This is a genomic window from Mediterraneibacter massiliensis (assembly GCF_001487105.1).
Lineage (GTDB): Bacteria > Bacillota > Clostridia > Lachnospirales > Lachnospiraceae > Mediterraneibacter > Mediterraneibacter massiliensis.
The window spans coordinates 101402-127583 of record NZ_LN913000.1; the positions used below are offsets into that span (position 1 = coordinate 101402).

Here is a 26182-nt window from a genome sequence, read left to right on the forward strand (position 1 = left end):
TGAAGGTTTTTTTATTTGCTTGTTAGTTTTTCTCCCAGACAGGAGATCAAGATTTCTATAAAAATCATATTTATCGGCTGGAGATCAAAAAAGTAATCAGAGCTAAAAGCCTTTGTAGTTGGAAGCTGTATGAGAAGATCCGTATACTTTTTCATTTTCGTGTTTCCATTCATTGTGATCAGCACGGTATATACCTTTTGTTGGCAGCTTGCTTTGATCGCCTCAAAAATGATCGGCGTTTCACCTTGTGTGGAAAAATAAAGATGCAGATCGCCAGGGCGTCCTTGGTTGGCAATTTCCGGGATCAGCACATAATCGGTGACTGCTTCTGCATCGAAATTGATTTTATGGAAACGCTGACGCAATTGTTGGGCAGAATGCCCGGTACGGTTTAACCCAAATATTTTAACCCGATCAGCAAGAATTAATTTTTCAGCAAGCAGATTCACGTCTGTATCATGTAGGAATTCGCCCATCAGACCAATTGTTTTTTGATAAATATCGGCAATTTCCTCTGTCTTTTCCCGATTTTCTGATGGCGTATGAAAGGAACCGCCATGGACGTAACGGGAGAAGTCATATTTGAATTCGGAAAAGCCATTGTAACCAATCTTCTGGGCAAAGCGTAATATAGCAGATCGGGAAACACCGGTCCATTTAGCAAGATCGTAAATATTACTATGAACGACACGGATCGGGTCTGCAAGGATATAATTGTAAATAACAAAATCGGTCTTGGTAAAATTGTGGGAAGCTAGGTTCATTTTTTCAATAGGGGTCATCTTCTATCCTCATTTCTAAAAATCATATATATGTTAAATATACGTCTTGTTTTTCCTTTTTACAAGAATCTAAAAAGAAAAATCTTTCTGATAGTAATTTTATAAGATATTTTGATAGTTTTCAAGATATATCACAAAAAATAAAAGAAAAATTGTGATATATATTGAAATATATTTTAAAATGTGATATAAATTAATAAAATAAATCACGAAGGAAGGAGAAAAAAGATGAATACACAGGAGAGGATGAATAATTTCCTGGGAAAGATTGCAACGTTTTTTAATACACAGCCACATATATCTGCAATCAAAGACGGGATAGTTACAGTAACACCATTTACCATCATAGGAGGAATTGCTTTAGTTATAGCTAATCCGCCCATACCAGAGAATATGGATATGACGTCATTTATAGGAACAATACTGGGAGGATGGAAAAAAATAGCAGAAGCATTGTCAGAGTATACAACTTTGGCCAACAGTCTTACGTTGGGTATATTATCCGTATATCTTACATTTACGATTGCCTATCTTTTGGCAGGGAAAAGAAAGTTAAATCAACTGACTACAAGTATAGGAGCCTTGATGGTATTTTTTGCAATCGCTGCGCCTGTTACAGGTTTTGACGGAACGAATGCGATTCCCGTTTCTTATCTGGACGCAAAAGGAATGTTTACGGCGATTTTGGTAGCCTGTGTTACCGTGGAAGTTACCAATTTCCTGATGAAAAAGAATATTCATATTAGGCTTCCGGAGGCAGTGCCGCCTATGGTAGCAGCGCCCTTTGAAGCGCTGATCCCATTTGTAGCTAACCTGATTTTATTTATGGGGATTGATGCAATATGCCAGAGTGTATTTAAGATGCAGATACCGGCATTGATCATGCAGATTTTTTCTCCGCTTGTGGCAACGTCAGATACGTTATGGGCGGCTATATTGTATGCATTTTTGATTAATGCATTCTGGTTCTTGGGACTTCATGGCAGTAATATCGTCGGCGCCATTATCAACCCCTTCCTTCTTATTAATTTAACAGCTAATGCGGAAGCTATGAGTGCAGGGAAGGAACTGCCTCATGTGTTGGTTCAGAACTGGAATATACTGGCAGTCAATTTTGGGGGATGCGGAGCAACATTGGCAATTGTAATCGCCTGTCTGCTCGTCGCAAAATCAAAATATATCCGATCAATTACAAAAATAGGAGGTTTTCCAACTATTTTTAATATAAGTGAACCGGTAACGTTCGGTATGCCGTTAATGTTGAATTCTTATCTTATGTTGCCTATTCTTTTAGTACCTACTTTAAACAGTGCAGTGACATATCTGTGTATGAGTTGGAATGTGATCGGACGGGCGTTTGTTCCAGTGCCATGGACACTGCCGGGACCTATAGCAGCATTTCTGGCAACGTTAGACTGGAAGGCGGCCGTTTTATGGGTACTTTTGGTCATAGTAGATATCCTGATCTATATGCCATTTATTAAAATGTATGACAGGACAAAGCTGAAAGAAGAAAAGGGAGAAGCGCAGGAAGGCTAAGTCCGTGCGCATATAGTGGGAGGCATCAAAATGAAAACAATGATGGACTATATTTCTGGGGCGCCTGACAAGATAAAAGAGAATCTGTCTGACAGTGGATGGTGTGAGAATCTGGTTGGTTTTATGAAACGGGAAAAAGAGAGGCTGGTCATTGTAGCTTCAGGCTCTTCTTGCAATGCTGCTAATTGTGCGAAAATGTTTATGCAGAAAACATTGGATATAGAGATAGAAGTAGTGACGCCGTATACGTTCAGCCATTACTATATACCGGTTAAAAAATGGTCTTATCTGTTGATTTCACAGTCAGGCAATAGTACCCATATATTGCAGGTCTTAAAAAAATTGAAAGAAGAAGAGTGTTCTCTTCATATCATAACAGATAATCCAAATATAAAAGAGGCTACAGGTAGAGGTGTATCTTATCTGGGAATCCATGGAGAGGAGATACCGTTTGTTACAATAGGATTTGACATGACTGTATTAATGCTTATGGCAGGCGCCTTGAAGGTGGCTGGAAAAGACGTAGCTTTGTTGGCAGATATGGCAGAATGTGCGGGAAAAAGTTATGAGAATGGCAAACGTTTTTATGCAGAGAACAGTATATGGCTTAAAAACGTGAAGCGGATCCATATATGCGGTGCGGGAATTGGACAAGGGATAGCACAGGAATGTGCATTGAAATTTTGTGAGACGCTGCAAATCGCTGCAACGTCATATGAAACGGAAGAGTTTCTGCATGGCGGCTTTTTAGAATTAGAAGAAGAACATGTGGTATTTTTACTTTCAACGGAAAGCGTGAAGGAGAGGACCCAACAGCTGGAAAAATATCTTCCTATGTTATGTAAGCATGTAGTGCTGGTTACCGGTGATCGGAAAATACCGGAAGAATTGCAGACGTTGAGTATAGTTCCATTTTTTCAGACGATTGTAGCACTGATGAACACAGGATGCGGCAATCCTATTCCAAAGATGCAAAAGAAATATATCGAATTTGAAAAAAAATTAAAATCTAAGATAGTTCCTTATGATGAGGTGAGAGATCATGTGTGAGAAGAAACTGAAGATTGTGACGATTGGCGGGGGCAGCAGTTATACGCCTGAATTAATAGAAGGATTGATCAATCGCTGTAAGAGTCTGCCTGTTACAGAACTGTGGCTGACGGATGTAGAAGAGGGAAAATATAAATTAGAAATTATCGGCAAACTGGCGCAAAGAATGGTAAAAAGGGCAGGAGTACCAATTAAGATATACTGGACTTTGGATAGAAGGGAGGCTCTGCCAGGCGCTGATTTTGTAACAACACAGTTCCGTGCAGGACAGCTGGAAGCAAGGGATAATGATGAACGGATTCCTTTGAAATATGGGGTCATAGGACAAGAAACAAATGGACCGGGCGGTATGTTTAATGCCTTTCGGACTATTCCGGTTTTATTTGGATTGATTGAAGATTGCAAAGAATTATGTCCGGATGCATGGATCATTTCCTTTACAAATCCTTCCGGGATGAATGCGGAGGCTGTAAGGAGATTTACAGATTGGGAGCGTTTTATTGGTCTGTGTAATGGGCCGGTAAATATGCAGAAAGATATAGAAAAAGTGCTGGGATTGACGAAAGAGGATCAGCTGGACGTAAAGTTCGGAGGCATCAATCATATGGTTTTTGCTCTGGAAGTCAAGGTGAATGGAAAAGACGTTGGAGAAGAGCTGATTGATAAAATGACAGGAGATGGGATACGGGAATCCCTGAAAAATATTGTAGATATCCCCTGGTCAGAAGAATTCCTGAAAGGGTATGGATACTATGGAATCGGGTATCTGCGGTATTATCTGCAAAAGCAGCAGATGCTTGCGCATTGTATGGAGGAGGCACAGGATCAACGCAACAGGGCGAGAGTTGTAATGGAGATAGAAAAAGAGCTGTTCCGTAAATACGCAGAGGAGTCCTTGGATATAAAACCACCGGAATTAGAGCAAAGAGGCGGGGCGTATTACAGCGATGCTGCCTGCAATCTGATGGATTCTATTTACAATGACAAACAAGATATTCAGACAGTAGATACGCTGAATCAAGGGGCTATTTCGAATATGCCGGATGATGTAGTCGTAGAAGTAAGCTGCCGGATTACTAAGGATGGACCCATACCGGTTCCGGGACTGATGCTGCCGATACAGGCTGCTGGCTTAGTGCAGCAGATGAAAGCGTTTGAGATCCTGACGACAGAAGCGGCAGTCAGAGGAGACTATAGAAAAGCACTTGTAGCCATGACGATCAATCCTCTTGTGCAAAGCGAACAGACGGCTCGTAAAATACTGGATGAGATGCTTTTGAAAAATGAGAGATATTTGCCCCAGTTTCGGGAAAAAATACTGGAATTAAAAAAGAAGTAGGAGGGGAGCGGGGTTGACTAATAGAGAAAAGAACACGGAAAAACGTCCGAATATAGTACTGTTTGTGAGTGATCATTTCCGAAGGGAAGCGTTAGGACATACTGGCAACGAAGTAAAGGCTACCCCCTTTTTAGATACATATGCAGGAACAGAAGCCGTAAGCTTTAAACATGCATTTTGTCAAAACCCTGTGTGTGTACCTAGTCGATGTAGTTTCCTGTCCGGGAGATATCCTCATGTAGAAGGCTTTAGGACCATGCACCATTTGCAGTCTGCAAGGGACCAGAATATTTTGAGGGAATTAAAAAAAGCTGGATATTATGTGTATTTTGGCGGGAAGAATGATGTTTTTAAAAAAGAAATACCGGTCAATGAATATTGTGATTATCGGTCAGATGCATTTCACGAGTATAATTGTATCCGAGATGGAGTGCCTTTGGAAGCTGAGTTTCATTCTGTTTTAGGAAAGTTTACGAAGGAAGAGATTTTAGCGGCAGAGAAAGAGAAAGAAAACTCCAGATATGAAAAAAATAAAAGAAATTACTATGCCCTTTATCAAGGCCTTATGGAGACGGACAATCCGTTGGCTGTAGGTTATACAGGACTGGAGGATGCGCAGATAGAAGATGCCCTCCGTTTTATCAAAGAATATAAAGGAGACAGACCGCTGTGCATATATCTTGCCCTTATGTTGCCTCATCCGCATTATGCTGCGACGGAAGCGGACTATCGTGCAATCGATGCAGATAAAATAGAGATTCCTGTAAGATTGGATGAAAAACAGAGAAAGAATAAAGCGTCAATATTAGAGGGGATACGGAAAAACCATAGATTGTATGAATGGAAAGATGAAGAATTGAAAGAATTCAAACATATGTATTATGCTATGGTGCATCATATCGATCATAATTTCTCCAGGATGATCACATGTTTAAAAGAAAAGGGTATTTATGATGATACAGATGTGTTGTTGTTTTCGGATCATGGAGACTATGCAGGAGAATATGAAATTGCAGAAATTAATCAGAATACATTTGAAGATGTGCTGACTAATATTCCTTTGCTTATTAAACCCCATAAAGGAATTGCATGTACACCCCGCATTTCAGAAGCTTTGATAGAATTGACAGATGTAGCGATAACTATAGCAGAATTAACGGGCATAAGGCTTCCGGAATCGCATTTTGGTATTTCCCTCCTGCCGCTGTTAGAAAAAGAAGAAGAAATCCGGGATGCGGTATTCTGTGAAGGCGGCAGGCTGGAAAATGAGATTCACTGTACAGATGGGGGGCATAAACCAGAAGCGCTGTATTGGGCAAGGACTTCGGTGCAGGAATCGATTCCCGAACATACAAAGGCAGTTATGATCCGTGATAAAGAATATAAGTATATTTATCGTCTTTATGAAGGTGATGAATTTTATGATTTGGAAAATGATCCTAAAGAAATGTATAATGAGATAAAAAATGTACATTTTGAAGAGAAAATTGCTATAATGAAGGAACGACTGCTTCGATTTTTGATCGAAACAACGGACTGTGTCCCAAAGTATAGAGATGAGAGGTAGTAATCTAGCGGAAAGGAGAGAAAAATGGGAAAGAGAAGGATCATGTTAGCGTGTGTGGCAGGAATGAGTACGAGTCTGCTAGTGAGTAAAATGCAGAAAGCAGCACAAGAGAAGAATATGGACATTGAAATTTTTGCTGTTCCTGCGCCAGAGGCAATGGAGGAAATAAAAAAGGAACTTGTAGATGCGGTGCTTTTAGGACCGCAGGTGAGATTTATGGAACCTGATTTTAAACAGCAGTTAGAACCGCAGGGGATTGTTGTGGGAGTCATACCTATGCTGGACTATGGGATGATGAATGGAAGTAAAGTCTTGGAGTTTGCAGTGAATTTACTGGAGAAATAAGAGGAAGAAAAATGGAAGAAAAAAATATAGAAACGATTATGCAGTTGATCGTGTATGGGGGAAACGGGAAAAGCTGTTCGATGGAGGCAATCCGCGCTGCAAAGTCAGGAGATTTCAAGTTGGCAGATGAGAAAATTAAGGAAGCGGAGGAATCTTTGCTACAGGCACATCACGCACAGACAGAAATGCTAACGGGAGAAGCGAATGGTGAGAAGGTAGAACTTTCGTTGCTTATGATACATGCGCAAGATCATTTGATGACAGGGACTGCGTTTAAAGATCTGGCAAAAGAAATCATTGATTTGTATCGGGTAAAATAAAGTCAGGGAGAGCGGCATTCTGCAAAATATAAAGAAAAGGCGGCAGAGCCGGAGACAACGGAGTAATAGAAGAGACGAGGGATATAAATCCTTCGTCTCTTTTGCTTGTGATCACTTTGCGATTTATTTCAAAGATTATTCTGCTGAAATAGCACCTGTCGGGCATGCAGCTTCACATGCTCCACAGTCTACGCATGCATCAGCGTCGATTTCATATTTGCCATCTCCTTCAGAAATAGCTCCTACTGGACATTCGCCTTCGCAAGAACCACAGCTTACACATTCATCACTGATTACGTGTGCCATAGTATGTACCTCCTTTATAAATTTACAACAGATATTTGCACCTGTTATCCCCATTCTAATACAATTAAAATAAATATACAAGCAGTTTTATGCTCTAAATTAAATACAAAGTAATAAAAAATTAAGAAAAATTTCCTTTCTTTTTTTTAAACTTTCATGTATTGTATATAGGTAGTGTACGTATCAGACAGGATGATATGAGATGGATTTATAATACTGGAGGCTGCAAAATGAAAAAGAGATTTGTTATACTTACATCGGCTGCCGTTTGTATAACAGCACTTATAGGCGGATGTGGTTCGGATCATGAAGGGAATACCTTTACGGGAGATAAGAAGGAGGAACCTGTGTATCAGGCGAATCTAAACGCTGTTTCTCCTGCGGCATACAGAAATGTAAAAGGCTTGGAACTTGAGCCGGGCACATATATTTCGATCATCGGGAAGGATGACAGTTCTTCCTATTGGAAAGCGGTACGCGCCGGTGTCGAACAGGCGGCGGCGGATTTAAATGAGGTGCTGGGCTATAGCGGGGATGAGAAGATAAAGGTCACCTATAATGCTCCAGATAGTGTGGAGAATATTGACGAACAGGTGAATATTCTGGATGAAGAATTGTCGAGGTATCCAAATGCACTGGGTATTGCGAGTATTGATGAATCTGCGTCCAGCGTACAGTTTGACCTGGCTACAGAAAATGGGATCCCGATCATCGGACTGGATTCCGGTAATACCTATCAGGGCATACAGTGCATATGTAAGACAGATAATGCTGATGCCGCTAAGACAGGAGCCTATAAACTTTGCGATGAACTGGAGGATGAAGGGGAAGTGATCCTGTTTGTCCATGATTCTGTATCAAGTACGGCGAAAGAACGGGAAGCAAGTTTTAAGGCGGAGATAGAGGCTGCGCATCCGGGCATGAAGGTTGTGGAAACAATCTACTGTGACCAGTTGGAAGAGATGAAAAAGACGGCAGCAGAAGAAATGAACGTCAAGAAAGCGAAAGAAAAGGAAGAAATCACGGCTGATAGTATGAGTGATGAGGATGTGATCCAGTATTATCTGGAAAAATATCCGGAAGTGAAAGGGTATTTTGGCACGAATGTTACGGCTACACAATTGATCGTTACAACATTGAAGCAGATGGAAACCAGAGAAGATGTCGTTGTGATGGGGTTTGATGCGGGAGAAGCACAGCTGGAATCTCTGAAAGACGGGGAAGTAGAAGGGCTGGTCGTGCAGAATCCATTCGGCATTGGGTATTCTTCTGTTGTAGCGGCAGCAAGAAGCGCATTGGAAATCGGAAATGAAGCTGTTGTGAACACGGGATATATCTGGGTGACAAAGGAAAACATGGAAGAAGATTCGATAAAGAACATGTTGTATGAGTAATATGTACAAGATGAAGCGATAAAAATACGAAAACCGGCGTACAGGCAGGAGGAGAAAGCTGCTGTATGCCGGTTCTTTTATTTAGTGTTATACTCCGTTATAGATTAATTTTTTTTCAATGACTTCATCCAGTTTTGCTTTTGCCGCAGTGTCCAGAGGAAGCAGCGGACGACGGACATTTCCAGCATGTATTCCCTGCCGTTTAAGGATATATTTGATGGAAGCAGGAAGACCGACAGTAAGGAGTGTTTGAAGAATATCTGTGGAAGCGGAAAGGATTTTATAAATCTCACTTTTCCGGGGCGTATCATATAATGCAACAATCTGTTTGTATTGCGGCAGCATGAAATTGAAAGTGCTTCCGATAAAACCATCACAATGATAGTTCAGCATGGGGATCATCCGGCTTTCAAAACCTCCCATGATTTTAATAGCAGGGTTGATGGATTTGATACGTTTCATTCTGTAGGACTGAAGATTGGTATGTTTTATCATTCCGACCGCACCAGATTTCAAAAGAGCGCGGATTTCTGCGTCATCCGTATTCAGATCTACATGTGTGCTGGAAGGAATATCATAATACAGGACAGGTTGTCCAGCAGCTTCTGCCAGATTATAATAGTAGTGTGCCAGTTCTTTTGTAGTAAATGCAAAATAAAAAGGCGGCGTGGAGGCAATCTGTTTTATGCCGCAGGCAAGAGCGGCTTTCGTCATTTCTATTGCGTGATCTGTGCTGATGGAACCAACGTGTGCAAAAGTTTCAAAATCCGGTAGAGTATTGGCAGCTAGTTCAAACATGTGGATCCGTTCTTCTGTAGAAAGTAAGAAACATTCGCCTACACTTCCGCCGATAAAGAAACCATCTGCCCCTTCTTTTATATTTTTTTTCCACAATTTTTGCATTTCCATATCATTGATTTGATTATTTTCATCGAAGATCGTAACGGAGGCTGCAATCATTTCTTTATGGTCTGTCATAATTCTCTGTTCCTTTCTATTGACCTCATATCAAGATCAAAGTAGTAAAATTGGCGTGATTGATTTTAAGGAAATAAGTAGTTATTTTTACCTTTTGCCTAAGCCTTGCTCAGAGAAAAAATAAATTCGGTTCCTACCCCTTCAGTACTGATCACATTGATGTGTTCGTCATGGGCGGAGATGATTTCCTTGACAATGGACAGCCCAAGTCCGGTCCCTTTTTTATCCTTGCCGCGGGAGAGATCTGATTTATAGAAACGCTCCCATATTTTATTCAATTCTTTTCTTGGTATTCCGATACCAGAGTCCTTTACGGAAATAAAAAGTTTATCATTTTTCTGCGTTACTTCTACGACAACAGAAGAGTCGTTGTCACTAAACTTAACGGCATTATCTACCAGATTGTACAGAACCTGCTGTATTTTACGTTTATCTGCATATACCTTCGGAGGAACGTGCAGAAGCAGCAGCTGTATAGAGACATGTTTGGCAGTACAGACGCCTTCGAAGGAGGCGGCTGTATTTTTTATGACATCCTGTATATCAAAGGCTGTTTTATCCAGCAGCAGTTCTTGTGTATCGAACTCATTCAGAGTAAGCAGATCTTTTGTCAGATCTGTTAAGCGTTCTGTTTCAAATAGAATGATCTTCAAGTATTTTTCGTGCAGTTCGGGCGGAATGGTGCCATCGGTCATTGCTTCCACATATCCCTTTATGGAGGTCAGAGGAGAACGAAAGTCGTGAGACACATTGGCGACAAACTTTTTCTGGTAGTCCTCCATGTCCTTTAACTGTGAGGACATATAGTTTAGAGAAGCGGACAGGTACCCCATTTCGTCATGGGTATAGACCGGGATTTCGTAATCCAGGTTGCCCAGGGCATACTGTTTGGCAGCTTCCGTGACCTGTGCAAGAGGACGGAAGATGAAAAAATGAAAGCCAAGCAGGAAGATAAAGGAGAGGATGTAAATGACGAGCAGGGTGATATAGATCGTAAACATCAGATCCTGGCAAGTTTTGTCAATAGAAGAAATAGGACTGTGTATGAGCAAATATCCTTTTGTTGCAAAACCTTGTGTGACAGGCGCCATGACGGTGATAACATCCTCATCAAAATAGCCATGATAATCCCCGATGATATACTGGTTGTTTCCAATCTCAGCAGGATCAAAATCTTCTATTGTCTCCGGGGCAATATTGTCATCCAGATTCGACGAAGTGATCAGGACTCCCGCTTTATCTACGAACCATAGAGAAGAGCCGAGATAGAGCTTCATTGCCGTTAACTGTGAGTGCACGGACCAAGACGTCATGTTTCCGGAGAAATAGGAAGGCAGGTACTCGTTAGAGATCAGATGTGCTTCCTTAAATAATGTCTGGGAGGTACTTTCTTCCAGTCGGTCTTTGATCAACTGCGGAGAAAGTGTGGCAGTTGCGAATATACTTAAGAATCCAAATATGATATATAAAATGATAAATTTTAAGTACAGAGTACTTTTCATAGAGCACTTCCTTTGGATATATAGTGTTTATTTCACTTCAAATTTATAACCGATCCCCCATACAGTGCTTAAACTCCAGGAGGCATGATCCTTGATCTTTTCGCGCAGACGCTTGATATGGACGTCTACGGTACGGGTATCTCCGATATATTCATATCCCCAGATACGGTCTAAGAGCTGCTCTCTTGTAAAGACCTGATTGGGGGAGGCTGCGAGAAAATAGAGTAATTCCAGTTCCTTCGGCGGCATTTCGACAGGTTTTCCATCGCAGAGAACGGAATAATTTGTCAGGTTGATGACTAAACCGTCATATTCTACACATTTTGTTTTCTCTTTCTCCGGTTCTTCGGTTTTGACCGGTTGGTAGCGGCGGAGGACTGCGCGGACACGCGCTACCATTTCCTTGGAGTCAAAAGGCTTCATGATATAATCATCAGCGCCCAGTTCTAGTCCTAAGACTTTATCAAATACTTCGCCCTTTGCGGACAGCATGATAATCGGGGTAGAAGATTTTGCCCGGATCTCTCGACATACCTGGTATCCGTCGATACCGGGAAGCATCAGATCGAGTAAGATAAGATTCGGACGGTAGGTTTCAAAAGCCGTCAGGGCATCTTCTCCGTTGTAAACCATTTTTGTATCAAAACATTCTTTTGTAAGATAGAGAGAGATCAGTTCTGCAATATTTTCGTCATCATCTACTATCAGAATTTTTTGTTTTCCTATCATAGCGTCCTCCTTATTATTTGTTTTGTGTTTTTATACTTATTTTAGTTCTACAATCGTGACGCCGGCATCTCCTTCTCCGAATTCTCCGAGGCGATATGACTTGACATGCTTTTGCCGGCGGAGATACTCATGTATGCCCTTTCGTAAAGCTCCTGTCCCCTTTCCATGTACGACGCGGACTGTATACAAATGGGATAAAAGCGCGTCATCTAAGTATTTGTCCAGTTCCATAACCGCTTCGTCTACTGTCTTGCCAAGAAGATTGATCTCTGGACGGACCGACAGGGATTTATTCATTTTCAATTTTCCCTTATTTGTATGTTTCAGGTTTTTAGCCGTATAAGATACAGGTTCTTCAATGATTTCTAAGTCGGAGATATGGGCTTTTGAACGCAGTATTCCCATCTGTACGGTTACATTTCCGCGGGCATCCGGAAGAGAGAGTACTGTTCCGGTCAGATTCATGCTCAATATTTTTACAGACTCTCCGAGCTTGAAATCGGAAGGCTTGTGCGTCTTTTTAGGTTTTTGTACCTGTATGGAAGAGGCAGAAGAAGTATCTTTCATTTTTTGACGGAGCCGTTCACGTTCTTTTTCCATCTCTGAGGCAGAGATATTTTCTTTTCCAAATCTGCGGAAGTTTTTCATTGTCTCGTCTGCAAATTCTTTCGCCTCACGTAAGATGCCGGCAGCTTTCTCATTTGCTTCCCGGATAATCCGGTCTTTCTGTTCTTCTAATTTTTCCTGCTTCTGTAATGTTTTTGCCTTTAAAGATTCGATTTCCCGTTTATAGGCTTCGATTTCTGTGCGTTCCTTCTCTATTGTATGCCGGCTCGTCTCCAGGTCTGTCAGCAGATCTTCAAAAGAAACATCCTGTTCGCTCAATCTTTTTCGGGCATCTTCGATGATATACGCAGGAAGACCCAGTTTACCGGAGATAGCAAAAGCATTGCTCTTGCCGGGGATCCCGATCAAGAGACGGTAGGTAGGACGCAGACTTTCTACATCAAATTCACAGCAAGCATTTTCTACGCCTTCTGTTGACAAAGCATAGACCTTTAATTCACTGTAATGTGTTGTTGCCATTGTGCGGATATCCCGGTTATGCAGATGAGAAAGGATCGCAATGGCAAGAGCCGCCCCCTCTGTCGGATCCGTTCCCGCGCCTAGCTCATCAAATAAAACAAGAGAACGCTGGTCTACTTTTTTTAAGAAAGAGACGATGTTGGTCATATGGGAAGAAAAGGTACTTAAACTCTGTTCAATACTTTGTTCATCTCCGATATCAGCGTAGACTTGACGGAAAACAGCAAGTTCGCTGCGGTCTCTGGCCGGGATGTGAAGCCCAGACTGTCCCATCAAGGTAAAAAGTCCGACAGTTTTCAAGGATACGGTTTTTCCGCCTGTATTTGGTCCAGTAATAATGAGCAGGGAGAAATCTTCTCCCAGAGAAACGGTGATGGGAACGACTTTTTTTACATCCAGAAGAGGATGACGCCCCTCTCGTATATGGATCCTGCCTTCTTCATTTAAAATCGGGCGGCTTGCGTTCATGGACAGGGCAAGGGCGCCTCTGGCAAAAATGAAATCTAAATCTGTCAGGATCCGGTAATCTGTGCGTATTTCTTCTATATAAGAAGCCGTGTCCTCACTTAACCGGGCAAGGATCACCTGTATTTCTTCTTGTTCTTTTGCGTAAAGTTCTTTTAAGTCATTGTTTAATTTTACCACTGCCATTGGTTCGATAAATAAAGTAGAACCGGTAGAAGACTGGTCGTGTATAAGACCCTGCACCTGCCCCCTGTACTCTGCTTTGACAGGGAGACAATAGCGGTCGCCGCGCATAGTGATAATGGGATCCTGCAGATAGGTGCGCAGAGGCCCGTTGACAAGACCATTTAAAGTGGCGTGTACTTTCCCGTTGAGGACTTCCATATTTCGGCGGATACTCTTGAGCGTGCTGCTGGCATCGTCGCTGATCTCTTCTTCAGAGATAATGCAGCGCTCGATTTCGCCTGACAGCAGTGTGAGCGGTTCCAGTGCTTCAAAATAGTTGTCCAGACAGTCTGCCAATTCCTCCTGCGTATCGTGCCTGCCGTAAGATTTGATTCGTGCAGTATTAAGGAGAAGACGGCAGATGCGGAGAAGTTCTCCACTTCCCAATGCGCCGCCGATCTCCAGACGTTTCATAGATTCTTCTACAGGGGAGGCATCGCCGAAAGAAGGGCGTCCCTTCTTGACAATGCGGGTAAACGCGGCGGCGGTCTGTTCCTGCCATGTATTGATCTTTTCTATATCTGTCATTGGTTTCAGGCGCCGACAAAGCTGTCTGCCGCGAAAAGAAGAGGCCTGTTCTTCCAATAAAGCTGTGATCTTATCATATTCTAGTTTCAGTAATGTTTTTTGGTTCATGTCGGTATATCTGCCTTTCTTTGTCAAAGGGGAGGTCGTAGTCCTGTTTGTTTTACTGCTCTTATCTTATCATATCGTTATTGGGCAGGCAAATCTTTTCGCTTTGCATAGCGCGAACCGTGAGAAATGAAGTTGAACAATTGCGGGGAATCGGTTATACTATTGACTGAAGGAGACCGAGTCTATGCTGTACGATGAAGACCCGAAACAGAATCTTAAAGAAGGTTCTGAGAAAAAAGAGGGAGAACATTTTTCTTTTTTACAGGAAACGATCAAGCCACAGCCTCTAAGCAGGGAAAAAATCTTGAGCCAGTTAGCGCGTATTGCGATATATGGACTGATTTTTGGCGCTTTTGCCTGCTTTAGTTTTTTTGCGCTTAAACCGCTGGCGGGGAAATATTTTCAGGGAGATCCTAAAACAGTTACCATACCGGAGGACGAGGAAACGCAGGAAAATGGCGGAACAGAAAGTACGGCGGAACAGGATGGCGCCCCAGAGGAGCTTAATGCGTTCAGCTATAATGAGATCATGGAGAGTATGTATACGACAGCAGCAGAGGCATTTAAAAGCTGCGTCTCTGTGACGGCTTCTTCAGATACGGAAGATTGGGAAAGTGTATCCACAGGGATACGGACAAATGTTACCGGGGTGATTGCGGCAGATAACGGACAGGAGCTTTTGATCTTGGCAGATCACTCAATCTGTGCAGATGCACAGGGATGGAACGTGATTTTTGCGGATGGGAGCAACTATGCGGCAACGCTGAAAAAGCAGGATAAGAATAGTGGACTTGCCGTTTTCGGAGTATCCAGAGAAGAGATCACATCGGATACATGGACGGCAATAAAAGTAGCAGATTTGGGTAATTCTAATCTGGTCAAGCCGGGAGACGTTGTGATCGCGCTTGGAAATACATTTGGTTATGCGGACGGAACAGGATATGGGATCATCAGTTCCAATTCTTATAAAGAAGTATTTTCAGATGGCGAGTGCAGGATACTGGCGACAGACATTGCATGTGCAGAGAACGGAACAGGAATCTTATTTAACCAGGCCGGGCAGGTGATCGGTCTGATCTCGCCCCATATCTGGGCAGAGAGAAAGGGAACTACGGCAAATGCTTTTGCGGTTTCGGATTTAAAGGCAGCTATTGAGCTGCTTGTAAATGGAGAAAGTGTTCCTTATATCGGTATTTCCGGCACTGCGGTGACAAATGAAATAGCGAAGCAACAGTCTATGCCTACCGGGATGTATGTTGTAGGGGTAGATGTAGATTCGCCTGCTATGGAGGCGGGAATTCAGAATGGAGATATTATCCAGGATGTAAATGGTACGGCTATCATGAATACTTCCACATATCAAAAGGCGGTTCTGGAATGTAAGACCGGAGAAAATGTGAAATTGAAAGGTAGCCGGCTTGGAGCAGGCGGCTATGTGGATATTGAGTTTACTGTGACGATAGGAAGTCAGGAATGATATGTGTGATAGAACGTCGGGAAAATGGCGGGAAGCAGATATAAAAACAGCATAATGAAGAGTATAGACAGAAAGAGGATATGAAAAGAATATGAGATATATAGATGGATTATGTGAGGGAGAAACAATCAGAAATATTTATCTGTGCAAAGGGAAACGTTCTGCTGAGACGAGAAATGGGAAACCATATGATAATCTGCTTTTGCAGGATAAAACAGGAACATTGGACGGGAAAGTTTGGGATCCGAATTCACAGGGAATAGCGGATTATGATGAGAAAGACTTCATTGAGGTGTATGGAGATATCATTAATTATAATGGAAATCTTCAGATGAATATCAAACAGATCAGAAAAGCAGAAAAGGGCGAATACGATCCTGCCGATTACATGCCAACGACAGAGAAGAGTGTGGATAGAATGTATGAGGAACTTCTGGCGTATATCCGTCAAATTTCCAATACGTATTTAAAGCAAGTATTGGAATATTATTTTGTCCATGATCAGGTGTTTATAAAGGCTTTTAAAGGACATTCTGCGGCAAAGACTGTACACCATGGATTTGCGGGCGGACTTTTAGAGCATACAGTAAGTGTACTTCATCTTTGTGAGTATTTTGCAGGGGCATACTCTATTTTAAACAGAGATCTGCTGTATACGGCGGCAATCTGCCATGATATAGGGAAAACGAGAGAGTTGTCGGAATTTCCAGATAATGATTATACAGATGAAGGACAGTTGATCGGACACATTGTGATTGGAATTGAAATGCTGGATGAAGCAATCCGTTCGATTGAAAATTTTCCCACAAGACTTGCTAATGAACTGAAACACTGCGTGATCGCACATCATGGAGAGTTAGAATATGGTTCTCCGAAAAAACCGGCGTTGGCAGAAGCGCTTGCATTGAACTTGGCAGATAATGCGGACGCAAAATTACAGACATTGACAGAAATATTCAAAGGGAAAACGGGGACAGACTGGCTGGGATATAATCGTTTGTTTGAATCCAATTTGAGAAGGACATCCATATGATCCTCATTGCAGAAATATAGGAACTATTTGCGGCAGAAAATCTATGCGATCATGCTGCTATTTAAATCTATTTTTGGAGAAAAGAAATATGCAGAAAAATGAAATTGTGAGAGTCACAATTGAAGATATTGGAATGAATGGAGAAGGTATAGGCAGAGTAAATGGCTATACCTTATTTATTAAGGACACAATTATCGGCGACGAGGTGGAGGCGAAGATCATGAAAGCAAAGAAGTCCTATGGCTATGCCAGGCTTCTTAAGATCTTGACTCCGTCTGCGGACAGGATTCCGCCATACTGTACATTTGCCAGAAAATGCGGTGGATGTCAGATCCAGGAGATGAATTATAAGAGTCAGCTGGTCTATAAGGAACGGAAGGTAAAGGGGAATTTGGAGCGGATAGGCGGTTTTGCAAAAGACATGCTCGATCAAGTGATGGAACCCATTGTGGGGATGGAACCGCCGGCAGATGCCAATGCAGGGGAAAAAGGAGAGAGCGGAAAGGCTCCCGGTTTGGCGTTTGGATACCGGAATAAAGCGCAGTTTCCGTTTGGTACGGATAGGGAGGGGAATCCGATCACAGGGTTCTATGCCGGGAGAACCCATGATATCATCTCTAATACAGACTGTGCACTTGGGGTTCCGCAGAATCAGGTTATCTTAGAAATACTCCTTTCTTTCATGAAGAAGTATAAAATAGCGTCCTATGATGAAAAGACGGGGCGGGGACTGATCCGCCACGTATTGATCCGGTATGGATTTAAAACAGAAGAACTGATGGTCTGTCTCGTGATAAATGGCAGCAGCCTGCCTCATGCAGGTGCTTTAATAGAACGGTTAAGTACGATAAAGAACATGACAAGTATTACGATCAGCCCAAATACAAGAAGAACCAATGTGATCATGGGAGATACGTATGAGGTACTCTGGGGACAAGATCATATTACAGATTATATAGGCAATATTAAATTTGCGATCTCGCCGCTTTCTTTTTATCAGGTCAACCCGGTACAGACAGAAAAATTGTATGGATTGGCTCTTGCATATGCAACACTGACTGGTACAGAGACGGTGTGGGATCTATACTGTGGGATTGGGACCATTTCCCTTTTCTTGGCACAAAAGGCGAAACAGGTCTATGGTGTAGAGATCATTCCACAGGCAATTGAAGACGCAAGAAAAAATGCAGAGCGCAATGGTATAGAAAATGCGCAGTTTTATGTGGGAAAGGCAGAAGAAGTACTTCCTGCATACTATATGCAGTATGAAAAGGAACATCCGGGAGAAAAAGCAAGCGCAGATGTCATCGTGGTAGATCCTCCCAGAAAGGGCTGCGACACAGTGCTGCTGGAGACGATTGTTAAGATGCAGCCGGAGAAAATCGTGTATGTGAGCTGTGATTCTGCTACATTAGCCAGAGATCTGAAGTATCTGTGCGAGAATGGATATGAACTGAGAAAAGGACGGGCTGTGGACATGTTTCCACATACAGTGCATGTGGAGACGGTTGTAATGCTTTCCCACAAAAAACCTGACAGTGTAATCAATGTAAAAGTCGAGTTTGGTGAGGGCGAGGGCAAAGTACCGCTTGATAATATTGCTAAAAGAGCAGAAGCGTATAAGCCAAAAGAGAGAGTTACCTACAAAATGATAAAGGAGTACATAGAAGCGAAATATGGCTTCAAGGTACATACCGCATATATTGCGGAGGTAAAAAGGGATTTAGGCTTGCCGATGTATGATGCCCCAAATGCGGTGGAAGAACTGAAACAGCCGAGGAAACATCCGACGGCAGAGAAAGTGGAAGCGATAAAGGACGCTTTGAAGCATTTTGAGGTGATTTAATAGTCATAAGCGTATCATTAGAAATAGTGGTACGCTTATTTTTATACTCCTATTACACATTTGAGTACCCTGACCGTTTTTCTATATAATGAAATCAAGAACGGAGGTGCTGACAATGAGAGAAACAAAATACCACGCATATCTGGATAGTGAGGAAAGAACAATTCTTTTACATAGCCTTGTGGAATTGAAAAATCAACTTATTCAGCAAGGCAGATATACAGACTGTGTTGACGAGCTGATTGTCAAAGTCATAAACGCCCCTGTGAAGAAACTAAAAGTATTGGTGTAGGAGGTTGTGATGTATGACAAAGATTTTGCCGAGCTTGTGAAAATTGCAGCGGAGAAATTAAAAGAAGATACCGTTTATAAAATGCTCATACACAGCGAGGATTATCAAAAAGAAAGCGACGAAAGGGATAAGGCGGAACGAAACTATGAAAATCTTGATTTGACAATGGAACAGAGAAAGGTCTGTGATGTTTTTTTAGATTATAGAGATAGGCAGAGCTTGGAATACTCTGATTATTCCTATTTGGCAGGCTTATATGATGCGTTCCGTATCATGGCGGTCATTTTCCCCGACAGGTGGGATATGGAGCAGATACAGAAAGCCTTATCCTTAATTAAAAATTGAATATAGAAATAGATACATAGCCGATTGGTGTGACAGCCAGTCGGCTTTTTTGCGTTCACCGCAACATTTAGAGCGAAGTACATAGCCGTCTTTGACAAAGCGGCTAAATAATAGGTAATTGCGAAACAAGTCCGCAATCCTGATTAAAAACAGGCAAAGGATCCTGTCATGCAGGATTCTTGAGATAGGAAGTGAAAATCGTTCATTTCTTGGCACAACAAATAAACCTCATGGGCTTATGAAGTTGGTAAGTCCTATGCTATGAGTGGTTTTAAACTTCGTATATATTGATGCTGGTGAATTTTATCAGCAACCATGACAGTTATTAACTGAGAAATTCCTGCAAGCAACAAATCTGCATGTAGTGTTTTCTCATTTTGGGTTTTACGACCGGCAATACAGAAACTGTCTTTAAAATGGTTGATTGATTTTTCAACGTTTACACGGATTTTGTAGGTCTCATCCCATTCTACGGAACCACGTTCCACACCGGGATAGGCACGCAGATTCTTTTCGGGGTAAATGTAAATCATTCTTCCACAGGAAGATGTGGTACAGGGGTTCTCACAGTGGCAGACACGGCGTTTCGTTTTGGTTTCGCGGTTGTATTCCCATTTCATTTTAGGGCATACAAACTTCATGCTGGGAAGTTTGCTTCTCAGATGAGATTTACTCCCTTCCCGTTTCATTGGAAGTGTGGAATCATGCGGACAGCAAGGAACACCATTTTCGTTGAAGGTGTAGCCATGTTCTTCCATTGATAGTTTTGTCCGGAGTGGAATCAATGCTTTTTCAAAGCCAAGATCATCCAAAAGGGCTTTGTAGATTTCAATGGTATCAAAAGCGGCATCGCCTAGAAAAGTTTTAGGGTTGATCAAAGGATGCTTCTGAAAGAAATCAATCAAAACAGGGAGCAGCGCCTTAGAGTCCGCAAGTGATTTATCTTCATCTGGCGAATCGGATTTCTTTTCAACAATGATATCAGGATGAGCATTTAGGAAATCTTTATTGTAGAAGGTAATATCGCGAACAATACCAAGACCATTCGTGACAATACCAAACTTATAGGCATAGCAGAAATGTCCGTTGATATACATCTGTTGGATAGCCGGGTTAGCAGCAGCGTGTGTGGGCATTGAGCCGTAAGCAGCTTTGTAAGGATCAAAGTTGTGAGCCTTTGCAAAGGCCTTTAACTGTTTTATGATACGGTTCGCGTATTTCGGATTATTTTCTGTCACCCATGCCTCAATTCCAGAAGTATCAAAGATGCTCATGGAAGCAAGGTTAGAATCAATACGTTGGCAGATCGGTTCAGTGATATCAACTAAGTGATCAAACATCGATTGTAAGTCCATAAGAAAGTCCTGTTTAAAACGGGTGAATTTTGAGGCATCAGGAACAACACGGAAGCCACAAAAATCCCGTAGTTCCTGAGAATATTTTAAAAATATGATCAGAAGAGTATCGGTCGGGATTGAGAAAATGCGCTGAATAAGGAGAGCCTTGATTATAGGATAAAGCTGATGCTTGCGAGGTCTTCCTGTAGAAGCGTGAAAATGAGTAACAAAAGAAACAGGAACAATTTCATCAAGATTAATGGTTTGGTCAAGTAGAGAAAGAAACTGATATTTGTCATTATCGAATTTATTTTGGCAATTTTCAAAAACTTCTGCCAAAGTGAGCTGCTTATATGTTATCATATAGGTACATCTCCTTTCGGGTGGTTGGTTTATAGTTTCTAGGCAACTCTATTTTACCACAATCCGTTGAGGAGATGTTTTGTTTTATAAAAGTTAAAATGCCGTATTTATGCGGCTTGTGGCGTTTCGCAAACGCCTATAGGCTAAATAAAAGCGAAAGGAGGACGCTATATGTCAAATTGCAAAGTGATTGCTCTGACCAATCAGAAAGGCGGTGTGGGTAAGACCACCACAGCCGTCAATCTGGGCGTGTGTCTATCAAATCAGGGGAAGAAAGTCCTGCTTGTGGATGCAGACGCACAGGCGAATCTTACAATGTCGCTTGGCTATCCACGACCAGACGATTTGCCCATATCCCTTGCGACGATTATGCAGGACATCATCGACGATAAACCCTTTGATGTTCAGAAAGGTATCCTGCATCACAGCGAGGGTGTTGATCTGTTACCCTCAAATATTGAGTTATCAGGTCTGGAAGTAAGACTTATCAATGCGATCAGCCGTGAGCGTGTTCTGACGACCTGTATTAACGAAGTCAAAAAGAATTACGACTATGTGCTTATTGATTGTATGCCGAGCTTGGGGATGCTGACAATGATAAGACGCGCCAATCTCCACAGTGGGCAGAATCGAAAAAAGCGTGTTTACAGTAGCAAGTATGCACTTTCCAGTATCGTGTACTGCTCCAAGTGTGGGGAGATTTACCGAAGAGTGGTCTGGAACAACAGGGGCGACAAATCGGTTGTGTGGCGTTGCTGCACAAGAATGGAGAACGGTCCCGGAGCCTGCGATGCCGATGCCATTCACGAATCCGAACTTCAAAGCCTTGTGATAAGAGCCATTAATAGGGTGCTTGCCAGAAAGGATACCATGAACGAAGCCTTGCAGAAAAATGTGGAAGCGGTTCTTACCGGAGCAGATGGCATTCCACTTGGTGAGATTGACAGCCGTTTGGAAGAACTGCAAAAGGAACTGCTCAAGGTGGCAAATACCAAGGGTAATTACGACAGCATCGCAGATGAGATTTACCGACTTCGTGAAGCAAGGCAGAATGCCCTGGTGGACAACGCCGAGCGTGAAGGTGTGAAGCAGCGAATCAGCGAAATGCAGCAGTTCCTTGCGGAGCAGACACAGGACATCACCGAATACGATGAGCAGTTGGTTCGCAGACTGATTGAGAAAATTACGGTCTACGAAGAAAAAGTCACGGTGGAGTTTAAATCCGGCACAAGCCTGGACATAAGAAGATAAAGGAATATTCCCTACAGTTGGCACCTTGCAGAAATGCAGAGTGTTTTCTGTTACAAAAAGTTCATAGGCAGTTTTTGCGGATGTATTGTAATTCTGAGAATTTTGCGATATAATAAGTTATCTGAAATGTGAAACAAGTTGCGGAGAGGTGGACGGTATGGTAAAAAACAATATTGAGTTAGATGTAAAAGTAAAGTGCATAGAGAACGGTACCACTCAAGCACAGATAGCGGAAGATATCCAGACCACCAAATCATATGTGAATCGTATCATCAAAAAGCAGGATAGTGTGGTTAACAACACTTTCATTAAAATGATGGAGGCTCTTGGGTACGATATTGAGTTGACCTATGTGAAGCGTGAAGTGTAAAACGTGAAATTCTGGTCTTGATGATTGGACTGTTAAAAAGAGAAAAATTTGATTTTTGCCAAGAGGTGAACGAAGTTATGTTAGAAGTAGTATTTAGTGATAGTGCCGCAGGAACTATGGCGGTTGCGATTGGACATAAGGGATATTTGGGCGGCGCTACCGGTGTAATTATCTCTAACAATGATGGTACGGTATCGCAAGAAGAAATCGAACAGTTTCAGCGTCAAGCAGAAGAACGAGAGCGTTCCGGCTGGGCGAATGCCGTTCCGTTTGAAGGTAACCGTAAGAACATTATCAATTTTCCGTTGGCTTTGTCGGTAGGCAATATTTCAGAGATAGGAATTGGTTTGGAGCGAGAGTCTGCATTATCTCTGCTGATGAGTATCCACCCCAGTATGGCTGCTGACGTTGTAGCCGAACTACTCGACACATCTCGTAAGAGTTATGCCACACTATTGGAACAGGTTCAAAACGGAGAGTCTATTCGTGTGTGGGTAGGACGAGAACCAGATGATGTGTGCAGTCTGTATTGGCTTATGGAGCAGTTACGACCTATCGGGTTTGAAAAGTTAGATGTGACCCTTGTAGAACTTCCATCGTGGGAAGAAAGGACTGACGGCTGCATTGTTCAGTATAACGGATGGGGCGAGGTTGAACCCTATCATTTAGGACGAATGGCATTGCAGGGAAAGAAACTGCCAACCAATTATCTTCGTAGTTTGGCAAACCATTGGAAAGAGCTTCAGCAGGAAAATTCTATCCTTCGAGCTGTTATAAATGGAAAATTGGTCAGCGTACCGGAAATTCTGTACGATACTTTTATTCTCCGTGAGTTGAATACTATGGAGGATGAATTTAAGGAAGGAGTTCTTGTTGGACGGGTTCTTGGAAAATACCAATTAGGAATAGGAGATGGGTGGATTGCCTTACGCATAGAAGAATTCATCAAAGACGGGCTTCTGATTCCAATCACAACTCCTGCAATAAATGCACCTATTTATCATCGCGTATTGAAGAAGATAAATAGATAGGCAACTTTCAGTTCTCGTTCGTGATTCTATATAAAAGTGTCACCACTGGTGACACAATCAAAATAACCGGAGGTGGTTGCGTTGGCAAAAAAGAAAAATGAAATAAGCATTCGTTCAAGTGCAGCAGAGTATCTTATCTATGTTGCTTCTGTCGGAGAACAGGAAGATAGCATTGAAATGCGCTACGAAGATGAAAATATATGGCTGACACAGAAAATGATGGCTACGCTTTATGATGTTGATGTGCGTACAATTAGTGACCACATCAAAAAGGTGTATTCAGATAGCGAGTTAGAAGAATCGGCAACTATCCGAAAATTTCGGATAGTTCAAACCGAGGGTTCTCGCCAGGTTCAGCGAGAAGTGAACCATTATAACCTGCAGATGATTATTGCTGTCGGTTTTAAGGTAAACAATGAACGTGCCGTACAATTCCGTAAGTGGGCAAACGGTATCGTAAAGGACTACACCATCAAAGGCTGGGTTATTGATGATGAGCGTCTGAAACGAGGTACTTATCTTACTGACAAGTATTTTGATGAACAGTTAGAACGCATCCGAGAAATCCGTGCGAGCGAAAGGAAGTTCTATCAGAAAATCACAGATATTTATGCCACTGCCATAGATTATGACAAAACCTCTGCAACAACGAAAAGGTTCTATGCAACCGTCCAGAACAAAATGCATTTTGCAGTTCACGGTCACACGGCTGCTGAATTGATTGTAGAGCGAGCCGACCACCAAAAGGAACATATGGGACTTACTACCTGGGCGGATGCTCCGGATGGCAAGATTAAGAAAAGTGATGTAACGATTGCAAAAAATTATCTGAGTGAAAATGAATTGCATCAATTGAACCGTATGGTAACAGCGTATTTGGATTTTGCTGAAAACATGACTTTAAGACGTATTCCTCTTACCATGGAGGATTGGGAAAAGAGACTCAACAGCTTTATTGAAATGTTTGATTATGGCATTTTGCAGGATGCCGGAAAGGTTTCTGCTGAAATTGCCAAACTCCACGCTGAAACGGAGTTTGAGAAATATCGTATTATTCAAGACAGATTGTTTATGTCAGACTATGACAAGTATCTGCTTGAGTTAGAAGAAAAAGCGAAGAAGTAGACAATTTTGCAGACATATTCCCACAAACGGCAAAACTGTGAAAAAGGCTGATGATATATTCCCGTAATCGGAAAAATATCAAAGAAATCCAGCGTATCCAGACGAGCCATGTGGAAAGTGTCGTGTTGCTTTCAAAACTTAAATCAAATAGGTTGAAGCATATCAATGTGGAATTAGAGATGGATGAACTTGATTTGACAGTGGTGGAGAGAAGCAGCCTATGAGGAAACTAAGTATTATAATCTGAAGCAAAGGGAATTGTATGTTAAGTGATATTATTGTGGAATGTATGGGGATATCGATGAGGAATTTTTTAAATACTCCGTATAAAGAACAGACTACCATAGAAATGTACGCGCCAGATGGTTTTGCGAACAAAGCGACTGGAATATGTCACTATTGTACGGTAGATACGCTTAAAGCAATTTTAAATAAGGAGTGTTTAAGGTTTAGTGATGTTCGATTTTTGAATGATTCAACAGAATTTGTAGAAATTTTGTTGTGGATAGAAAATGTGATTATGAATGGTTCATATAATGCTGATTTTCAGAAATTGATTCTTGAGAGTGATGCGATGAAAGAATTAAAAGAATATCAACAATCTTATATAGGGCATTCAAATATCACTCATCAATATGAAATAAAAACATACAGAACATATACATGTTCCTTTTCAACAGATATTGATGCACTTAGTATGTGGAATTATTATGCCCAATCTAGGGAAGGAGTAAACATAGTATTCAATCACTCATGGAATATATTTGCTGGTAGCAATAGTTCAGAAGTAAACAGCAGTGATGAATTAGAAAATAGTATTGCAATTCATAGAGGACTTGTTATCTATAAAAACAAAGATAAGAAAAAATGTATAATCGAATTACTTAATAGATTGCAAGAAGTATATAATAAAGCAAAGGATGATATTAAAAAATACCAAGGTTATATATTATTTGTCTTTAAAGAGGCGGTAAATAATATGAGCTGCTTTTTCAAAAATGAGTATTTTGAATGTGAAAATGAATATAGAATTGTATTAAGGATTCCAGAAGAATTACTGTTACAAAAGGAATGTCTCGGTGATATTGTAGAAAAAGGGCAATTTAAACGTGGTAATATATTGATACCCTATGTAGATTACAAATTTAGGAAAAGTAGTGTAAAACGAATTGTCACGAATCCTTACATTAAAGAAGAGAGTGATATATTTGAATTAGGAATTAAAGAATTATTGTGGATGAATCAAATGGAAGATATACATATTGTTCATTCTAATATTCCTGTTAGGAAATACAGTTAGAGGGAAAATGCAGCAGTTAAAGATTTTATGACAGTATATGAAGTCGTAATTCTTAATAAAAAGGAACGAGAGATACTTCATAGGCATTTTTGTTGTGCTTTTAAGTAAGTGAGACATGAAATATGAACTGTTTTCTGAAACCTTAAAAG

Annotated in this window: 23 protein-coding genes and 3 pseudogenes; 19 read left to right on the forward strand and 7 right to left on the reverse strand. The window is 41.5% G+C overall.

Features of this window, described 5'->3' with window-relative positions:
* Positions 1-11: 11 nt before the first annotated feature.
* Positions 12-782: a MurR/RpiR family transcriptional regulator gene (locus tag BN3282_RS01325; protein WP_059066354.1), complete on the reverse strand. Its 771-nt coding sequence runs from the start codon at positions 780-782 to the stop codon at positions 12-14.
* Positions 783-1010: 228 nt separating this feature from the next.
* Here BN3282_RS01325 and BN3282_RS01330 point away from each other — a divergent pair, with 228 nt between their 5' ends.
* From BN3282_RS01330 to BN3282_RS01355, 6 genes are read left to right on the forward strand one after another with little or no spacing between them, the layout of a single operon-like run.
* Complete coding sequence (locus tag BN3282_RS01330) at positions 1011-2321, forward strand: PTS sugar transporter subunit IIC (RefSeq protein ID WP_059066355.1); 1311 nt, start codon at positions 1011-1013, stop codon at positions 2319-2321.
* Positions 2322-2351: 30 nt separating this feature from the next.
* A complete protein-coding gene (locus BN3282_RS01335) occupies positions 2352-3371 on the forward strand; it encodes an SIS domain-containing protein (RefSeq protein ID WP_059066356.1) in 1020 nt (339 codons plus the stop codon).
* Positions 3364-4710: a 6-phospho-beta-glucosidase gene (locus BN3282_RS01340; protein ID WP_059066357.1), complete on the forward strand. Its 1347-nt coding sequence runs from the start codon at positions 3364-3366 to the stop codon at positions 4708-4710. The genes BN3282_RS01335 and BN3282_RS01340 overlap by 8 nt, the downstream gene beginning before the upstream one ends.
* Positions 4711-4723: 13 nt before the next feature.
* Positions 4724-6277: a sulfatase family protein gene (locus tag BN3282_RS01345; RefSeq protein WP_059066358.1), complete on the forward strand. Its 1554-nt coding sequence runs from the start codon at positions 4724-4726 to the stop codon at positions 6275-6277.
* Positions 6278-6301: 24 nt separating this feature from the next.
* The gene (locus BN3282_RS01350) at positions 6302-6622 is read left to right on the forward strand and encodes a PTS sugar transporter subunit IIB (protein WP_059066359.1); all 321 of its coding nucleotides are present in this window, start codon (positions 6302-6304) and stop codon (positions 6620-6622) included.
* 11 nt (positions 6623-6633) lie between these two features.
* A complete protein-coding gene (locus BN3282_RS01355; protein ID WP_059066360.1) occupies positions 6634-6942 on the forward strand; it encodes a PTS sugar transporter subunit IIA in 309 nt (102 codons plus the stop codon).
* A 135-nt stretch (positions 6943-7077) separates the two neighbouring features.
* Here BN3282_RS01355 and BN3282_RS01360 read toward each other — a convergent pair whose 3' ends face one another.
* On the reverse strand, positions 7078-7248 hold the full coding sequence (locus BN3282_RS01360) for a DUF362 domain-containing protein (protein ID WP_009244075.1): 171 nt from the start codon (positions 7246-7248) through the stop codon (positions 7078-7080).
* Between the two features lie 230 nt (positions 7249-7478).
* On the opposite strand from BN3282_RS01360, the gene BN3282_RS01365 reads away from it, so the two are divergent.
* Entirely contained in the window at positions 7479-8642 is a 1164-nt protein-coding gene (locus BN3282_RS01365) for a substrate-binding domain-containing protein (protein ID WP_059066361.1), read from the forward strand.
* Between the two features lie 87 nt (positions 8643-8729).
* Here BN3282_RS01365 and BN3282_RS01370 read toward each other — a convergent pair whose 3' ends face one another.
* From BN3282_RS01370 to BN3282_RS01385, 4 genes are all read right to left on the reverse strand, one after another.
* Complete coding sequence (locus tag BN3282_RS01370) at positions 8730-9620, reverse strand: dihydrodipicolinate synthase family protein (RefSeq protein ID WP_059066362.1); 891 nt, start codon at positions 9618-9620, stop codon at positions 8730-8732.
* Between the two features lie 98 nt (positions 9621-9718).
* On the reverse strand, positions 9719-11122 hold the full coding sequence (locus BN3282_RS01375; RefSeq protein ID WP_059066363.1) for a sensor histidine kinase: 1404 nt from the start codon (positions 11120-11122) through the stop codon (positions 9719-9721).
* 27 nt (positions 11123-11149) lie between these two features.
* Positions 11150-11851: a response regulator transcription factor gene (locus BN3282_RS01380; protein WP_059066364.1), complete on the reverse strand. Its 702-nt coding sequence runs from the start codon at positions 11849-11851 to the stop codon at positions 11150-11152.
* 36 nt (positions 11852-11887) lie between these two features.
* On the reverse strand, positions 11888-14263 hold the full coding sequence (locus BN3282_RS01385) for an endonuclease MutS2 (RefSeq protein WP_059066365.1): 2376 nt from the start codon (positions 14261-14263) through the stop codon (positions 11888-11890).
* Positions 14264-14447: 184 nt separating this feature from the next.
* Here BN3282_RS01385 and BN3282_RS01390 point away from each other — a divergent pair, with 184 nt between their 5' ends.
* The 5 genes from BN3282_RS01390 (at position 14448) to BN3282_RS01405 (ending at position 19256) form a co-directional block, all read left to right on the forward strand.
* Positions 14448-15740 (forward strand): S1C family serine protease, encoded by a 1293-nt coding sequence (locus BN3282_RS01390; RefSeq protein WP_059066366.1) that lies wholly within the window; start codon positions 14448-14450, stop codon positions 15738-15740.
* A gap of 91 nt (positions 15741-15831) precedes the next feature.
* Positions 15832-16773, forward strand: coding sequence for a 3'-5' exoribonuclease YhaM family protein (locus BN3282_RS01395; RefSeq protein WP_059066367.1), 942 nt, complete (start codon positions 15832-15834; stop codon positions 16771-16773).
* Positions 16774-16861: 88 nt separating this feature from the next.
* Positions 16862-18619 carry a 23S rRNA (uracil(1939)-C(5))-methyltransferase RlmD gene (rlmD, locus tag BN3282_RS01400; RefSeq protein ID WP_059066368.1) on the forward strand — a complete coding sequence of 586 codons (1758 nt, stop codon included), beginning with the start codon at positions 16862-16864 and terminating at the stop codon, positions 18617-18619.
* 115 nt (positions 18620-18734) lie between these two features.
* A complete protein-coding gene (locus BN3282_RS14960; protein WP_009320322.1) occupies positions 18735-18911 on the forward strand; it encodes a hypothetical protein in 177 nt (58 codons plus the stop codon).
* Positions 18912-18920: 9 nt separating this feature from the next.
* The gene (locus BN3282_RS01405; protein ID WP_059066369.1) at positions 18921-19256 is read left to right on the forward strand and encodes a hypothetical protein; all 336 of its coding nucleotides are present in this window, start codon (positions 18921-18923) and stop codon (positions 19254-19256) included.
* A gap of 325 nt (positions 19257-19581) precedes the next feature.
* Here BN3282_RS01405 and BN3282_RS01410 read toward each other — a convergent pair.
* A pseudogene (locus tag BN3282_RS01410) lies at positions 19582-20956 on the reverse strand (transposase).
* Between the two features lie 171 nt (positions 20957-21127).
* Here BN3282_RS01410 and BN3282_RS15165 point away from each other — a divergent pair.
* The 7 genes and pseudogenes from BN3282_RS15165 to BN3282_RS01435 form a co-directional block, all read left to right on the forward strand.
* Positions 21128-21553: pseudogene (locus BN3282_RS15165) on the forward strand (ParA family protein); the annotation flags it as partial.
* A 78-nt stretch (positions 21554-21631) separates the two neighbouring features.
* Positions 21632-22207 (forward strand): annotated as a pseudogene (locus BN3282_RS14510) (zinc ribbon domain-containing protein); the annotation flags it as partial.
* Between the two features lie 157 nt (positions 22208-22364).
* Positions 22365-22577 carry a helix-turn-helix domain-containing protein gene (locus tag BN3282_RS01420; RefSeq protein ID WP_059066371.1) on the forward strand — a complete coding sequence of 71 codons (213 nt, stop codon included), beginning with the start codon at positions 22365-22367 and terminating at the stop codon, positions 22575-22577.
* A gap of 20 nt (positions 22578-22597) precedes the next feature.
* Positions 22598-23608, forward strand: coding sequence for a DUF3658 domain-containing protein (locus BN3282_RS01425; RefSeq protein ID WP_082667421.1), 1011 nt, complete (start codon positions 22598-22600; stop codon positions 23606-23608).
* Positions 23609-23689: 81 nt separating this feature from the next.
* The gene (locus tag BN3282_RS01430) at positions 23690-24733 is read left to right on the forward strand and encodes a virulence RhuM family protein (protein ID WP_059066373.1); all 1044 of its coding nucleotides are present in this window, start codon (positions 23690-23692) and stop codon (positions 24731-24733) included.
* Positions 24734-24783: 50 nt separating this feature from the next.
* Positions 24784-24957: a hypothetical protein gene (locus tag BN3282_RS14965; RefSeq protein ID WP_162858200.1), complete on the forward strand. Its 174-nt coding sequence runs from the start codon at positions 24784-24786 to the stop codon at positions 24955-24957.
* Positions 24958-24995: 38 nt separating this feature from the next.
* Entirely contained in the window at positions 24996-26033 is a 1038-nt protein-coding gene (locus BN3282_RS01435) for a DUF2971 domain-containing protein (protein WP_059066374.1), read from the forward strand.
* Positions 26034-26182: the final 149 nt, after the last annotated feature.